Source organism: Mycobacterium sp. PS03-16 (assembly GCF_004570325.1).
In the GTDB taxonomy this organism is placed as follows: domain Bacteria; phylum Actinomycetota; class Actinomycetes; order Mycobacteriales; family Mycobacteriaceae; genus Mycobacterium.
Genome location: NZ_SPQO01000014.1, coordinates 64080 through 78942 on the forward strand (window position 1 = coordinate 64080; position 14863 = coordinate 78942).

Below are 14863 nucleotides of genomic sequence, written 5' to 3' on the forward strand. Positions count from 1 at the left end.
CTCAGCGCTGCGTGCTGCCGGCGTCCACCGGCAGCGCGACGGCGGTGATGTAGCGCGCCTCGTCGGACGCCAGGAACACCGCGGCGTTGGCGACATCGACGGGGTCCACCCACGGTATGTCCAGGAGGTTCATCGGCCGGGCCGCCGCGGCGAACTCCGCATGGGTCGGGGGCCGGTCCAGGTCGGGCCGGAATGCGCGACGCACCGCCTCGTTCTGGATGAGCGGGGTGTCGACGTTGGTGGGGTGCACGGAGTTGACCCGGATGCCGTGCGGTGCGAGATCATGCGCGAGGCTGCGCATCAACCCGACCACACCGTGTTTGGCCGCGGTGTAGTGGGCGACGCCGACCAGACCGCGCAGGCCGGCTATGGAACTGACCAGCACCATGACGCCGCCGCCCCGGCTGATCAGATGTGGTGCGGTCGCCTTGCACGTGTGCCACACACCGGTCAGGTTGACGTCGAGCATGGTCTGCCACATGTCCTCGGGCATCTCGACCGCCATGCCCCGCGACGTGATACCGGCGGTCGCACAGACGATGTCGAGACCCCCGAACTCGGCGACGGCCGCGTCGGTCGCCGTCTGCAAGGCGTCGCAGTCACGCACGTCGACCACGTCGGCGGCGATGCGGCCGCCCGCCTCGACGACCAGGCGTACGGTCTCCTCGAGGTCTTCGGTGGTGGACGGCGGAACCACGACGGTGTCGACCGGACCGCAGATGTCCAGGGCGATGATGTCGGCGCCTTCCTCGGCGAAGCGCACTGCCTGCGCGCGTCCGATGCCGCGCGCGGCACCGGTGACCACCGCGACCTTGCCGGCGAGCCGTCCCACCGTCATGCCTTCTGCGTGAGGCCGGCGTCGACGACCAGCTGCGTTCCCGTGATGTACCGGGCTTCGTCGGAGGCCAGGAAAACCACCGCATTGGCGACGTCCACGGGATCGACCCACGGCACCGGCAGCAGGTTGCGCGCCGTCAGCACCTCCGCGGCGTCGTCGGCAGTGGGTTCGGGCAGATCGGGTCGCAACCGTTTGAAGGTCGCCGAGTTGAGCACCATCGGCGTCGCAACGGCGCCCGGATGTACGGTGTTCACCCGAATGCTGCGCGATCCCAACTCGTTGGCGAGGGTCCGCGCCAAACCCACCACGGCGTGCTTGCTGGCGGTGTAGTGCGCGGTGTTCGCGGTGCCCCGCAAACCGTTGGTGGAACTGATGATCACGATCGAGCCGCCGTTCGCATCCATGTGCCCCACCGCGGCTCTCACGGTGTGCCACACGCCGGTCAGGTTGACATCGAGCACCCGGCGCCACGCCTCTTCGGCGAGGTCCCACGCCGGCGCGCCCGCGGGGTGTACGCCGGCATTCGCCACGACGACGTCCAACCGGCCGAGTTCGGCGACGCCGCGTTCGACCGCGGCGCTGAGCGCCGTGACATCTCGAACGTCGGCTTCGCCGGTGACACAACGCCGTCCGCGTTCGGTCACCGCGGCCGCCGTCTCGGCGAGGTCGGCGGAAACCGCGGCGACGTCGAGCGCGATGACGTCGGCGCCCTCCTCGGCGAACCGCTCGCAGTGCACCCGACCGGTGCCCCGCGCGGCGCCGGTGACCATGACGACCCTGCCCGGCAACCTCGTCATCAATCGGTTTTCAGCAGCGCGAAGCCCTTGTACCCGGCGTCGGCGACCTCAGCGCAGATGTCGAGGTAGACCCCGAATCCGCCGATGAACAACATGAACACCCGGGGCTTACCCGGCACGTTGGCGCCCATGTACCAGGAGTTGGCCTGGGTGAAGAGCGTGGCGTCGGCGCGGCGGGCCAACTCGGCACCCCAGTCGTCGACGGCCTGCTCGGTGGCCTCGATCGCCGCATACCCGTGGTCGTCGAGGTAGCGGATGCAATCGGCGATCCAGTTCACGTGCGCTTCGGCGTGCAGCACCATGTTCGCCAGCACTGCCGGGGCACCCGGACCGGAGACGATGAATAGGTTCGGGAAACCATCGACCCCCAAGCCGAGGTATGTCCGGGGACCGTCGCGCCAGTCGTCACGCAGCGTCTCGCCGCCGCGGCCGGCGATGGTCATCTTGCCCAGCGCGCCGGTCATCGCGTCGAAGCCGGTGGCCAGCACGATGACGTCGACGCCGTAGTGCGCGTCGGAGGTGTTGATGCCGTCCGGATCGATCGACTTGATGGGGGTCTTCCGGACGCTGACGAGCTTCACGTTGGGCCGGTTGAACGTCTGGAAATAGTTGGTATCGGTGCAGATCCGTTTGGTACCGATCGGATGGTCGTTGGGGATCAGCAACTCGGCGACCTCGGGATCGTCGATGACGGACCGGATCTTCTCCTCGTAGAACTTGCGGGCCTCTTCGTTCGCCGCAGGATCGATCATCTGATCCCGGAAGGTCTTGGAGAACAGCACGCCACCCAGCTGCCACCGCTTCTCGAACGCCGCCCTGCGTTCCTCGTCCGACACCTCCATGGTGAGTTTCGGATGCGCGATGTGCGGGGAGCCGCCACCGCTCTGCCACGACAGTCGGCGCCGCTCGTCATAGGTGGCCTTCACCTCGGCGACGTCCTCGGCGGTCAGCGGGCGGTTACCGGCCGGCACGCTGTAGTTCGGCGTACGCTGAAGCACGTAGAGCTGCTCGGCCTGTTCGGCGATGATCGGAATTGACTGAATGCCAGACGATCCCGTGCCGATCACCGCGACCCGCTTGCCGGTGAAGTCGACGTCCTCGTGGGGCCAGTCGGCGGTGTGGTAGATGGCGCCGTCGAACGTCTCCAGCCCGTCGAATCGAGGCGTCAACGCGGCCGACAGCGGACCGGTGGCCATGATGCAGAATCGCGCGGTCACCACCGTGCCGGTGTCCGTGGTGACCGTCCACCGCAGCGAGTCCTCGTCGAGGACCGCGGAGGTGACCCTGGTGTTGAACGTGATACCACGGCGCAGGTCGAGCTTGTCGGTGACCCAGTTGATGTAGCGCAAGATCTCGCCCTGGGTCGCATACTTTTCGGTCCAGGTCCACTCCTGCTGCAGTTCCTCGGAGAACGAGAAGCAGTAGTCGACGCTCTCGACATCGCACCGGGCGCCGGGATAGCGGTTGTAGTACCAGGTGCCGCCAACGTCCGGCGCCGCTTCGAACACGCGGACCGTCAAGCCTTGCTCACGCAATTTGTGCAGGGCGTACAGACCGGCGAAGCCCGCGCCGACGACCACGGCATCGACGGCCTCGGGCAGCTGATCAGCGGCAGTGTCCACGACATGTGAACGTAGGCGGCCCTCGCGCGGGCGGGATGTGCCCATCCCGGTCACCGGACGTCGTGATCATGCCGTCCCAGCCAACGGACTCGAGAGTCGCGCGCCGGGCGCCACGACAGCATCATCGTCGTTGTGTCTTCGCCACCCGAGTCCCGCAGCGTGAAGCTCACCGTGACCGATGTCATCGAGGAGAGCCACGACGCCCGCTCGCTGGTCTTCGCCGTCGCAGACCACGAACGGCACCGGCTGAACTACCGGCCCGGGCAATTCCTGACGCTCCGTGTGCCCGGCGAGGGCAGCGGGTCGGTGGCCCGCTGCTATTCGCTGGCGAGCTCACCACACACCGATCCGGCGCCCAAGGTGACGATCAAGCGGGTCGACGGCGGCTACGGCTCGAACTGGTTGTGCGACAACGTCAGTCCGGGCGACGTCATCGAGGCGCTGCCACCGTCGGGGGTCTTCACGCCCCGTGACCTCGGCATCGATCTGCTGCTGTGGGCGGGCGGCAGCGGCATCACCCCGGTGATGTCGATCCTGAAGTCGGCGCTCGCCGAGGGAACCGGCCGGGTGACGCTGGTCTATGCCAACCGGGACGAACGTTCGGTCATCTTCGCCACAGAGCTGCGCGACCTCACCACCCGCCATCCCGACCGGTTGACGGTGGTGCACTGGCTGGAATCCGTGCAGGGACTGCCGCAGCAACCGCAACTGGCAGCGCTGGCGCGCCGACTGGGCGGCGCCGAATCGTATCTGTGTGGACCAGGCCCGTTCATGGCCGCCGTGCAGGCGGCGCTGGCCGATGCCGGCGTCGCGCGCACCGCCGTGCACACCGAGGTCTTCCAGTCCCTGACCGGTGACCCCTTCGCCGCCGTCGAACCACCCGCCGTCGACGGTGACGACGACGCTGACGCCGCCACCGTGTCGGTCGACATCGACGGCCAACAGCACAAGTTGCGCTGGCCGGCGCAATCCACACTGGTCGACGTCATGCTCGCGGCCGGCCTGGACGTGCCGTTCTCCTGCCGTGAGGGCCAGTGCGGTTCCTGTGCGGCCACGCTGGTGCGCGGCAAGGTCGACATGCCTGCCAGCGACATCCTCGAACCCGACGACATCGAGGCCGGGACCATTCTGGGCTGCCAGGCGCGGCCCGCCTCGGATGACATCCACGTCGAGTTCTGACGGGTCGTCCATTCACCGGGATCTGCTCACGACTTGACCGCGATCGCGGTAGACCATCGAAGACAGCCTCACGAGAGAAGGACGCCTCATGACCGAGCGGGTAATCGACCGGGTGATGGAACTGGCCGACCAGTTCAAGGAGCAGGCGGTGGAAGCCGAGAGGCTCGGCCAGCTGTCGGACGCCACCGTGAAGAACATGAAGGCGGCCGGCTCCATCCGGCTCCTCCAGCCCGTGGAGCACGGCGGCTACGAAGTCCATCCCCGCGAATTCGCCGAGACCGTCATGGCCACCGCGGCGCTGGACCCAGCGGCCGGGTGGGTCAACGGCGTGGTCGGCGTGCATCCGTATCAGCTCGCCTACGCCAATCCCCGCGTCGCGCAGGAGGTGTGGGCCACCGACGTGGACACCTGGATCGCCTCGCCGTACGCCCCGCAGGGGGTGGCCAAGCCGGTGGACGGCGGCTACCTCTTCACCGGGCGCTGGCAGTTCAGCTCCGGCACCGACGCCTGCGACTGGATCATCCTCGGGGCGATGGTCGGTGACACCGACGGCAAACCGGTCATGCCTCCGCAGATCCTGCACATGATTCTGCCGCGCAGCGACTACCAGATCGTCGATGACTCGTGGGATGTCGTCGGCCTGCGCGGCACCGGTTCCAAGGACGTCATCGTCAAGGACGCGTTCGTCCCCGCCTACCGCACCATGGACGGCATGAAGGTCATGGACGGCACCGCGCAAATCGAGGCCGGCATGACCAAGACGCTGTACAAGATGCCGTGGTCGACGATGTTCCCGTTGGGCATCAGCTCCGCCACCATCGGCATCTGCGAGGGCGCGCTGGCGGCTCACCTCGACTACCAACGCGAACGCGTCGGAGCCAATGGCACCGCGATCAAAGACGACCCGTACGTCATGCACGCCGTCGGTGACGCGGCAGCCGAGATCGAGGCGTCGCGCCACGCGCTTCTGGCCAACGTCGACCGGGTCTACGACATGGTGGACTCCGGCAAGGAGGTCTCCTTCGCCGACCGCGCCGCCGTACGCCGCAGCCAGGTGAAGGCGGTGTGGCGTGCGGTCGCCGCCGTCGACCAGATCTTCGCCCGCTCCGGCGGCAACGCGCTGCGCATGGACAAGCCGCTGCAGCGGTACTGGCGCGATGCGCACGCCGGCGTCGCCCACGCCATCCATGTTCCCGGCACCGTGTACCACGCCTCGGCGCTCAGCTCGCTGGGGATCGACCCGCAGGGGCCACTGCGGGCGATGATCTGACCGCGAAAGGGATGACCATGACTGCACTCAAAAGTCTCGGATACGTCACCGTTCAGACCGCCGGCATCGACCGTTGGCGCCACTTCGCTTTTCGGGTCCTGGGTTTCGCCGAGGGCAGCGGCCCCGACGAGTCGTCGCTGTACCTGCGTATGGATGAGCGGGCCGCTCGGATCATCGTGACCCCGGGGGATGTCGACCGGATCGTGACGGTCGGCTGGGAAGTGCGCGACCATGCGGGCCTCGAAGAGGTCAAGGCCGCGCTCGACACCGCCGGCGTGCCGTTCAAACAACTGTCGCTGGAGGAGGCCGACGCCCGCCGGGTCGAGGAGGTCATCGCCTTCGAGGATCCTGCCGGCACGGCCGTCGAGGTCTTCCACGGGCCGGTGCTCGACCACAGCCCGGTCGTCACGCCGTTCGGGGCCCGGTTCGTCACCGGCCCACAGGGGCTGGGCCACGTCGTGCTGCCGGCCCTCGACGCCAACAGCCTCTTCGAGTTCTACACCGACGTACTCGGATTCAAGTCGCGTGGCGCCTTCCGGGTCCCGGTCCCGCCCGAGTTCGGCCCCGTGCGCGTCCGCTTCCTCGGCATCAACGAGCGCCACCACAGCCTCGCAATCTGCCCCGCCTCCACCTTGCGCGACCCCGGTTTGGTCCACCTCATGGTCGAGGTCGAGAGCCTCGACACGGTGGGCCAGGCACTGGACCGCGTCAACAAGGACGGCTACCAGTTGTCGTCGACACTGGGCCGCCACACCAACGACAAGATGGTGTCCTTCTACGTCCGCGCACCCGGCGACTGGGACATCGAATTCGGCACCGAGGGCATGCGTGTCGACGAAACCTATTACACCGCAGAGGAAATCACCGCCGACAGCTATTGGGGCCACCAGTGGGTCGGTGACCTTCCCGCAGCGATGCGCCCGTGACCGCCGTCAGTGACGTCACCCCGGTACCGGCGTCCTCGATAGGCCACTGGGACCACGAAGCCGATGTGGTGATCGCCGGCTACGGTGTCGCCGGTGCCGCCGCGGCGGTCGAGGCCGCCCGAGCGGGCGCGGACGTGCTGGTGCTCGAGCGTACGGGCTCCTGGGGCGGCGCGGCCGCGATGGCCGGCGGGATCATCTACCTCGGCGGCGGCACCGCCCTGCAGAAAGCCTGCGGTTTCGATGATTCGGTCGAGGCGATGGCGACGTTCCTGAACGCCGCCATGGGTCCGGGTGCGGACCCGGCGCGCATCGCCGACTACTGCGACGGCAGCGTCGCCCACTTCGACTGGCTCGTCGAGTGTGGCGTGCCCTTCAAACCCGAGTTCTTCGCCGAACCGGGTTGGGAACCCATGGGCGACCAGGGCCTGGTGTACAGCGGCGGCGAGAATGCCTACCCCTTCAACACCATCGCCGCCCCTGCTCCGCGCGGACACGTGCCGCAGATGACGGACAAGAAGCAGGGCGAGGCCAGCGCCGGGTACATGCTCATGAAGCCGCTCGTCGACACGGCCACCGCGGCGGGCGCGCGATCGCTCTACGACGTGCGGGCGCAACGGCTGGTCACCGAGTCCGACGGCCGGGTGACCGGAATCTGCGCGCGCCAGTACGGCGAGGACGTCACCATCCGCGCCCGGCGCGGCGTGGTGCTCGCCACGGGGAGTTTCGCCTACAACGACGCGATGGTGACCGCCTACGCGCCACGGATCGCCGGGCGGCCTGCCGCCTCGATCGAACAGCACGACGGGCAGGCCATCCGGATGGCCCAGGCGCTCGGCGCGGATCTCGCCCACATGGACGCGACCGAGGTGGCGATCTTCGCCGACCCGCAGCAGCTGGTGCGCGGCATCCTGGTCAATGGCCGGGGTCAGCGCTACGTCCCGGAGGACACGTATCCCGGGCGGATCGGGCAGCTCACCCTGTACCAGCAGGACAATGTCGCGTACCTGATCATCGACGGTGAGGCGCAGGACGAGGCGATGGCGTCGCTGTCGCCGCAACTCATGCTGCGCCCGCCCACCTGGGTGTGCGACACCGTAGCCGAACTCGAGGCCGAGATGAGCCTGGCGCCGGGATCGCTGCAGGCGACGGTTGCGGCCTACAACGCCGGCGCCGAACGCGGCGAGGATCCGCTGCTGCACAAGAAGCCCGAGTGGCTCCGGCCGATCGGCTCACCGGTCGGCGCGATCGATCTGCGGGAGGCGACCGGCGGATTCACCCTCGGTGGCCTCAAGTGCTCCCTCGAGGGCGAGGTGCTCCACGTCGGCGGGGCGCCGATCCCGGGCCTCTTCGCCGCCGGCCGATCGACGGCGGGCCTCGCCGCCTGGGGGTATGCCAGCGGCATCTCGCTCGGCGACGGCAGCTTCTACGGTCGCCGCGCCGGCCGTCACGCGGCCAAGGGCTGAGAACCACCTCGCACACACCGGCCGAGATCGTCGGCGGAGCAACACCGGCGCTGTGAAGCGCCGGTGTTTCACGCTGTGCACTCAGGCTGCGTGAGTCTCACTTGTCCAGGTATGTGACACGGCACACGAACGTATGGTACAAACAGGCATATTCCTATTAGGAATATGTGATCTGTACTTCAGCCAAGGAGGCTTTATGACTGCGGCCCCAGTCACCCAGGAATCCGCCACCCCTAGCGCGGTCATCGACCGCGTCTCGCTGGTGCTGGACGCTTTCGACGGCCCCGGGCGGTTGACGTTGGCTCAGATCGTGCGCCGTACTGGCCTGCCTCGGTCGTCCGCGCACCGGATGCTCGAGCGCCTGGTGCAGCTGCGTTGGCTGCGCCGCAACGGACGCGATTACGAACTGGGGATGCGCCTCGTCGAGTTGGGCTCGCTCGCCGTCCATCAGGACCGCCTGCATCGCGCCGCCACCCCGCTGCTGCACGATCTGCACCGGGCCACCGGGCTCGTGGTGCACCTTGCCGTGCTGGACGGCTCCGACGTCGTGTACCTCGAGAAGATCGGCGACCGCATGGTGGCCGCGCTGCCCAGCCGGGTCGGGGGGCGCCAGCCCGCGCACTGCACCGCGATCGGTAAGGCCATGCTCGCGTACAACGCCGACGCGTGCGACGACGTCGACCTGTCGAACCGCCGCACGAAGTACTCCATCGGGTCGGCGGCGCAGCTGGCCGGCGACTTGGACAAGGTCCGGGCGCACGGCGTCGCCTTCGACCGTGAGGAGGCGCTGCCCGGGTTCGGCTGTGTCGCCGCGCCCATCGGCGCCCCCGGCGACGCCGTGGCCGCGCTGTCCGTCTGCGGTCCGATGAGCCGCATGGCGTTCGACCAGCGCCTCGCCGCCCCGGTGCGGATGACCGCCATGGGCATCTGGCGCAACGTGGAAGGCGGGCCGCAGCGCGTCGCACCCACGCTGCAGCAGGTGCGCCCGCTGCGCGGGGGTCCCGCGCCGCGGCCGCTGACCGAGTCTGCCGCCCTGCAGCCCGCATGATGCTCGACCCGCAGATCGCCGACATCATCGAAACTCTCGACGGCGGCTTTCCGCCCGTGCAGACGATGACCGGCGAACAGGCACGCGCGACCATCCGTTCCCGGTTCGTCGCGCCAACGAATCCCGAACCCGTCCGCCGTGTCACAGATCGGATCGTCGAGGGTCCGGGCGGAGGTGTCCCGGTGCGGATCTATCACCCGGCCGGCGCTCCGGACGCGATGCTGCCCGGCCTGGTGTATGCCCACGGCGGCGGGTTCGTGTTCTGCGACCTGGACAGCCACGATGGACTCTGCCGTGATCTGGCCAACCGTCTCGGCGCGGTGGTGGTGTCCGTAAACTATCGCTTGGCTCCGGAGCATCGCTGGCCGGCCGCCGCGGAGGACGTCTTCGCCGTCACCCGGTGGGTCGCCGACAACTGCATCGCCCTCGGCATCGACGCCGCGCGAATCGCCGTCGGGGGCGACAGCGCCGGCGGGAATCTGGCGGCGGTGACCGCATTGCTGACCCGCGACCGCGGTGGTCCGTCGCTGCGTGCGCAATTGCTGCTCTACCCCATGGTCACACCGGATTTCACCACGGAGTCCTACCGGCTCTACGGCCGCGGCTTCTACAACCCCGCCCCGGCGTTGCGCTGGTACTGGGACCAGTACGCGCCGCATGAGGCGGACCGCAGCGACCCCTACGTCTCCCCGATCCACGCTGATCTGCGGGGGCTGCCGCCCGCCGTGATGATCATCGCGGGCTGCGACCCGCTGCGCGACGAAGGAGTGGCCTTCGCTGAGGCGCTCAGCGCGGCTGGGGTCCCCACGCGCGTGCGTCGGTTCGACGGAGGCATCCACGGTTTCATGACGATGCCGAGTCTCACGATCGCGCAGGACGCGCGCGCGCAGTTGTGCCGTGACGCCACCGATCTGCTGGCAGACTCGGCCGTCCCGGTAACCGGGATCGGCGGTGTCGGCCATCCCGCTTGAATCCCTAGGGTCAGCACCATGACTGAGGGTGCGGTGTACGTGATCGATCGGGTGGTCACCCGGCCGGGTGCGGCGCGCGAGTTCGTCGACGCCTACCTCGAAAGCTACGCGCCGGGTGCCCGCAATCGCGGAATGACCCTGCGTCAGCTACTGGTGAGCCCACCGATCTGGTTCGACGACCAGCCCAATACCGTCACTGTGACGTGGTCCCTGCCCAGCGCCAGAGCGTGGTGGGAGATGACGTGGCAGGGTCGCCCGGATCCGTCGATCGCCGAATGGTGGTCCGAGATGGACGATCTCATCCTCGAGCGCAGCCGCAGCGTGGCCGCGGCCGCCGATGACGTCGACCGGCTCTGCGATGTTTAATGCCATCCGGCTCATCGACACCGTCGACCAGGCCGGCAAGGACCGGCTGCTCGACGAAATCCGCGATGTGACAGAGACTCTCGATGCCGAACGCACGCTCGTGGAACCCACGCTGCCGGGTGTGCGCAACGGCGGGGATGTGCTGGTCCACCTGCGCTTCGCGGAGCGACAGGCACGGTCCGCGGGTGTCGCCGCGATCGACGACCTGCTGCGTCACCCGGCAGTCCGCCACTGCAACGGCGCCACGTACGACGGCACGCCGGTCATCGGCGCCGCCGGGACGGGCACCGTCTACCGGACACTGCTGCTCCGGGTGCAGCCCGGCACGGATGACGCGACCGTACAACGTTTCGAGGACGATCTGCGGTTGCTGCCACGTTACGTGCGCACCATCCATCGATGGCAGCTCAGCCGCGTCGAGGACGCGATCGGTACGTCGCCGTGGACACACGTATTCGAGCAGGAGTTCACCGACCTCGATGGCCTGATGGGCCCCTACCTCATGCATCCGATCCACTGGGCCCGTGTCGACCGGTGGTTCGATCCGGAGTGCCCAGAGGTGATCGTGCGCGATCGGGTGTGCCACAGCTTTTGTCCGAACACCCCGCACTGATCTGGAGTCACATGGGCATCTACGCGGTCACCGGCTCGGCATCCGGAATGGGCTTCGAGACCGCTCAGCGGCTGCTGGAGGACGGACACACGGTGATCGGCGTGGACATCCAGCAGGCGGATGTCGTCGCGGACCTGTCGACCTCCGACGGCCGCACGAAGGCAGCGCTTCGCGTGCTGACCGCCGCGAACGGAAGCCTGGACGGGGCTGTACTCGCGGCCGGCCTCGGGCCCGGACGCGGCGCCGACCGTCCGCACCGGATCGCCGAGGTCAACTTCTTCGGCGTGGTCGACCTGCTCATGTGCTGGCGGCCGGCACTTGCCGCCGCCGGTCGATCCAAGGTCGTAGTGGTGGGCAGCAATTCGACGACGACAACTCCCGCGGTGCCCTCCCGCGCGGTGCGCGCGCTGATCGCCGGCGACGTCGAGAAGGCCGTCCGCACCACCCGGGTGTACGGCCCGGCCGGCGCGGCGATGATGTACGCGGCGTCGAAGACCGCGGTGACCCGATGGGTGCGGCGGCACGCCGTTGAACCGGAATGGGCCGGCGCGGGCATCCGTCTCAACGCGCTGGCGCCCGGCGCGGTGATGACGCCGCTGCTCGAGGAACAGCTGGCCGATTCACGTCAGGCCGGCGCCGTCCGCCGGTTCCCGGTTCCGGTCGGCGGCTTCGGCGATCCCGGGCAACTGGCCGAGTGGATCCGCTTCATGCTCTCCGACGCCGCTGATTTTCTCTGCGGCAGCGTCATTTTCGTCGACGGCGGGACCGATGCGCACTTCCGGCCCGATGACTGGCCGCGTCCGGTTCCGGCGCGCCGGTTGGTCGGCTATGTGCGACGCTTCCTGAACTAGACGCCGGCCGGCAGGATGTTCGGGTTGGCCGTTGCCGGCGGCTCCAGCGGCGGCAGCAGGCCGAGGCCGTCGAGAGTGCGCACCGGGAGGTCCTGGGACCACGGATAGTGCAGGCTGAAGGCCACCAGGCCGGTCCGTTCGGCCGCGGGCAGATGGCACATGGCCAGCACGGTCTCGGCCAGGTACTCGACGGGTTCGGTCGGGAACGTGTCCGGTATCAGATCCGAGGCGCCCGGCGTGCGCACCGCGGTCGACGGTCCGACGCAGTTCACCGCGATGTTGTCGTCGAGCGTCTCGGCCGCCAGCCCCTGGGTGAACCGGTGCAGCGCGGCCTTGAGCGAGGCGTAGATCACGTCGCCAGAGCTCTTGTTGTACTCCCGGAACGGACGTACCGGCGCCATCCCGGTGACCGAGCCGATGTTGACAATCCACCCGCCCCCGCGTTCACGCATCCACGGGATCGCGGCTTGCGCCAACACGAACGGTGTGCGCAGATAGTGCTCGACGGTGCGATCGAAGGTCTCCATCGCCATCTTCTCGACCACCGAGTAATCGGCGTAGCCGGCGTTGTTGACAAGGATGTCGAGGCCGCCCGTACGATCGATGACATCACCGATCAGCGCCGCTCGCTGCTCGGCGTCCTCGAGGTCGGCCGCGACCCCGATGGCCGTGCCACCCGCCGCCTCGATCAGCGCGATGGTCTCTCCTATGGTCCCGGGCAGGGCCGACGCCGCCCCCGCCCGCACCGACGGTGAGGTGGTGTAGGACCGGGCGGTCACCACCACGGTCGCCCCCTCGGCGGCCAACCGTTGGGCGATGGCCCGGCCGATACCCCGACTGCTGCCGGTGACCAGGGCCGTCTTACCGCGCAGCAGATCCGCCACCGGACTCACCTTCCTGCCCGCCGAGCACGAAGTGCTCCTCGATCGGCGCCCGGTGCTGATGCCATACGTCGGCCAGGCGCCACGGGGTGGACACCACGACACGCCCAGAGCCGGAGCGGTAGTAGGTGTGCGCGTTGGGGGTATGGCACCACACCGTGCGTGACATCGCCTCGTCGATCTGCGCCACGTACTCCTGGTAAGCCTCCTGCGTCACCTCGATCGTCGTCGCGCCGCGCAGCGCCATCAGCTGCAGGCACTCGGTGATGTAGTGCGCGAGCACCTCCATCGAGAAGTTCGCGCCCGCCCCGTGGCCTGGGCTGTAGTTCGGCGCCGAGGTGATGAACAGATTCGGGAAACCGGGCACCGTGCCGCCGCGGTAGGCGCGGGGGCTGTCACCCCATTCCTCGCGCAGGGTCCGTCCGCCGCGTCCGCGGATGTCCACGGTCGACAGGAAGTCGAGGTGATAACCGGTCGCATAGATGATTACGTCGAGGTCGATCTGGCGGCCGTCCTGAGTGACGATCCCTTCGCGGTTGACCGCAGCGGGTTCGCTGGCCTCGACGTCGACGTGATCGCGGGTCAACGCGGCGTAGTAGCCACCCGGATCGCGGATGATCCGCTTGCCGTACGGCGCGAAGTCCGGAGTGACCTTCTTCGCCAACTCCGTTCCCTCGCCGAACATCCGGTTGATGTACTCGGTGCACATCTGCAGCAGCACATCGTTGGCCGGCGAGATCGACAGGTGGTTCTTCGACCACTCGGGGTCCTGCAGGATCACCGGATAGTTGTTGTCGGCGGTGCCCCAGTACGACTTCAACCGGTGCCAATTCGCGTAGTACGGCAGGTGGCGCCCGAGGTAACGACGGAACTCGGGAACCTCATCGGAGAGGCGTCTGCGGGGCGCCACCCAGTGCGGCTGCCGCTGGAAGACGGTCAGATGCGCCACCTGATCGACACAGGCGTCGACGATCTGCACCGCGGTGCAGCCGGCACCGATGATCGCCACCCGCTTGCCGGTCAGATCCAGCGTCGAATCCCATTGCGCGGAGTGCACGCTCACGCCGGCGAAGGTGTTCCGGCCGGGCAGGTCCGGCCAGCGCGGCCGGTTCAGGTAACCCGCCGCGGTGATCACCACCCGGGCATAGCCGATGTCTCGATTGCCGGCCCGATCCACGGAGTGGATCTGCCACTGCCGACGATCCTCATCCCACCACAGCGCCTCGACCTCAGTGCCGAAGCGCGTGTGCTCACGCAGACCATGCTTGTCGGCCAGCGACACCAGGTAGGCCTGGTATTCAGCACCCTGGGGGTAGTAGTTCGACCAGTCGGGATTCACTTCCCGCGACAGCGAGTAGTACGCCGACGGGGTGTCCACCCCGATCCCGGGGTAGGTCGTCGTCAGCCAGGTCCCGCCGACCTCCTCGTTACGGTCGAAGATCTCGTAGGCCACCCCGGCGTCCGCCGCCGCGAGCGCGGTGACGATGCCGGCGATACCCGCACCGATGATCGCCACCGTGGTGGTCCCCGGAATCGGGACATCCCGTGGCAGGGTCGGTTGCGACAGCTGGAACCCGCCCTGCTCCATGAGCAGTGGGACGAACTCGTCGTCGACCTCGGATCCGAGGGCTACCGGCAGCAGGCGGACGAACAGTGCCGGGTCGTCAGGCTCCGTTGTGGGACCGAGCGAAGGCGTGGTCACCGCCTCCACCAAAGCCGCCACCAGCTCCTCCATGGTGTCGGAATCGGTGCGGCCGACGCGCTCCGGCGGATCGGGCTCGTGGGAGATCTTGGGCGCGAACCGATCGATCACCGAGGTGTCGCCGGTCATCTGGGTTAGCACCGCGACCAGGACGCCGGGGTCAGCCTGCCGCAGATGCATCCTCAACTCGTCGAGATCCAGCTGAGGGGCGTCAGGTGTCCTTATTGCGGCATTGATGGTCACGGCACCGAGTATCGAGCGAACCTCCGGTCGCAGGCACCGTCTGTGCCTACTGAGCGGGACAGCGATCGGTTCCTTCCCGCGGTCCGTGCTTAG

At 68.3% G+C, this 14863-nt stretch carries 14 protein-coding genes; 9 read left to right on the forward strand and 5 right to left on the reverse strand.

Translation table 11 applies throughout. The features are described 5' to 3' along the window. Position 1: 1 nt before the first annotated feature. The 3 genes from E4P42_RS13990 to E4P42_RS14000 are packed head-to-tail and all read right to left on the reverse strand — an operon-like array spanning position 2 to position 3257. Entirely contained in the window at positions 2 to 838 is an 837-nt protein-coding gene (locus E4P42_RS13990) for a mycofactocin-coupled SDR family oxidoreductase (RefSeq protein WP_135126675.1), read from the reverse strand. After that, on the reverse strand, positions 835 to 1635 hold the full coding sequence (locus tag E4P42_RS13995) for a mycofactocin-coupled SDR family oxidoreductase (RefSeq protein ID WP_135126676.1): 801 nt from the start codon (positions 1633 to 1635) through the stop codon (positions 835 to 837). Before E4P42_RS13995 ends, E4P42_RS13990 begins: the two co-directional genes overlap by 4 nt. Then, a complete protein-coding gene (locus E4P42_RS14000) occupies positions 1635 to 3257 on the reverse strand; it encodes an NAD(P)/FAD-dependent oxidoreductase (RefSeq protein ID WP_135126677.1) in 1623 nt (540 codons plus the stop codon). The genes E4P42_RS13995 and E4P42_RS14000 overlap by 1 nt, the downstream gene beginning before the upstream one ends. A 123-nt stretch (positions 3258 to 3380) precedes the next feature. Between E4P42_RS14000 and E4P42_RS14005 the strand changes: the two genes are divergently transcribed. From E4P42_RS14005 to E4P42_RS14045, 9 genes are all read left to right on the forward strand, one after another. After that, positions 3381 to 4436, forward strand: a complete 1056-nt coding sequence (locus E4P42_RS14005; RefSeq protein ID WP_209305779.1) for a ferredoxin--NADP reductase — start codon at positions 3381 to 3383, stop codon at positions 4434 to 4436. An 88-nt stretch (positions 4437 to 4524) separates the two neighbouring features. Next, positions 4525 to 5706, forward strand: coding sequence for an acyl-CoA dehydrogenase family protein (locus tag E4P42_RS14010; protein ID WP_135126679.1), 1182 nt, complete (start codon positions 4525 to 4527; stop codon positions 5704 to 5706). A 17-nt stretch (positions 5707 to 5723) separates the two neighbouring features. Beyond that, entirely contained in the window at positions 5724 to 6632 is a 909-nt protein-coding gene (gene bphC / locus E4P42_RS14015; RefSeq protein ID WP_135126680.1) for a biphenyl-2,3-diol 1,2-dioxygenase, read from the forward strand. Continuing rightward, the gene (locus tag E4P42_RS14020) at positions 6629 to 8095 is read left to right on the forward strand and encodes an FAD-dependent oxidoreductase (protein WP_135126681.1); all 1467 of its coding nucleotides are present in this window, start codon (positions 6629 to 6631) and stop codon (positions 8093 to 8095) included. Before bphC ends, E4P42_RS14020 begins: the two co-directional genes overlap by 4 nt. A gap of 196 nt (positions 8096 to 8291) precedes the next feature. Beyond that, positions 8292 to 9143, forward strand: a complete 852-nt coding sequence (locus E4P42_RS14025) for an IclR family transcriptional regulator (protein WP_135126682.1) — start codon at positions 8292 to 8294, stop codon at positions 9141 to 9143. Then, positions 9140 to 10114 (forward strand): alpha/beta hydrolase, encoded by a 975-nt coding sequence (locus E4P42_RS14030; protein WP_135126683.1) that lies wholly within the window; start codon positions 9140 to 9142, stop codon positions 10112 to 10114. Before E4P42_RS14025 ends, E4P42_RS14030 begins: the two co-directional genes overlap by 4 nt. An 18-nt stretch (positions 10115 to 10132) precedes the next feature. After that, a complete protein-coding gene (locus E4P42_RS14035) occupies positions 10133 to 10480 on the forward strand; it encodes a hypothetical protein (protein WP_135126684.1) in 348 nt (115 codons plus the stop codon). After that, positions 10473 to 11093 (forward strand): Dabb family protein, encoded by a 621-nt coding sequence (locus tag E4P42_RS14040; RefSeq protein WP_135126735.1) that lies wholly within the window; start codon positions 10473 to 10475, stop codon positions 11091 to 11093. Before E4P42_RS14035 ends, E4P42_RS14040 begins: the two co-directional genes overlap by 8 nt. An 11-nt stretch (positions 11094 to 11104) precedes the next feature. Continuing rightward, positions 11105 to 11944 carry an SDR family oxidoreductase gene (locus E4P42_RS14045; protein WP_135126685.1) on the forward strand — a complete coding sequence of 280 codons (840 nt, stop codon included), beginning with the start codon at positions 11105 to 11107 and terminating at the stop codon, positions 11942 to 11944. On the opposite strand, the gene E4P42_RS14050 is transcribed toward E4P42_RS14045, so the two are convergent. Both E4P42_RS14050 and E4P42_RS14055 read right to left on the reverse strand, forming a co-directional pair. After that, on the reverse strand, positions 11941 to 12828 hold the full coding sequence (locus tag E4P42_RS14050; protein ID WP_135126686.1) for an SDR family NAD(P)-dependent oxidoreductase: 888 nt from the start codon (positions 12826 to 12828) through the stop codon (positions 11941 to 11943). The genes E4P42_RS14045 and E4P42_RS14050 overlap by 4 nt on opposite strands. Beyond that, the gene (locus E4P42_RS14055; protein ID WP_135126736.1) at positions 12806 to 14707 is read right to left on the reverse strand and encodes an NAD(P)/FAD-dependent oxidoreductase; all 1902 of its coding nucleotides are present in this window, start codon (positions 14705 to 14707) and stop codon (positions 12806 to 12808) included. The genes E4P42_RS14050 and E4P42_RS14055 overlap by 23 nt, the downstream gene beginning before the upstream one ends. Positions 14708 to 14863 lie beyond the last annotated feature (156 nt).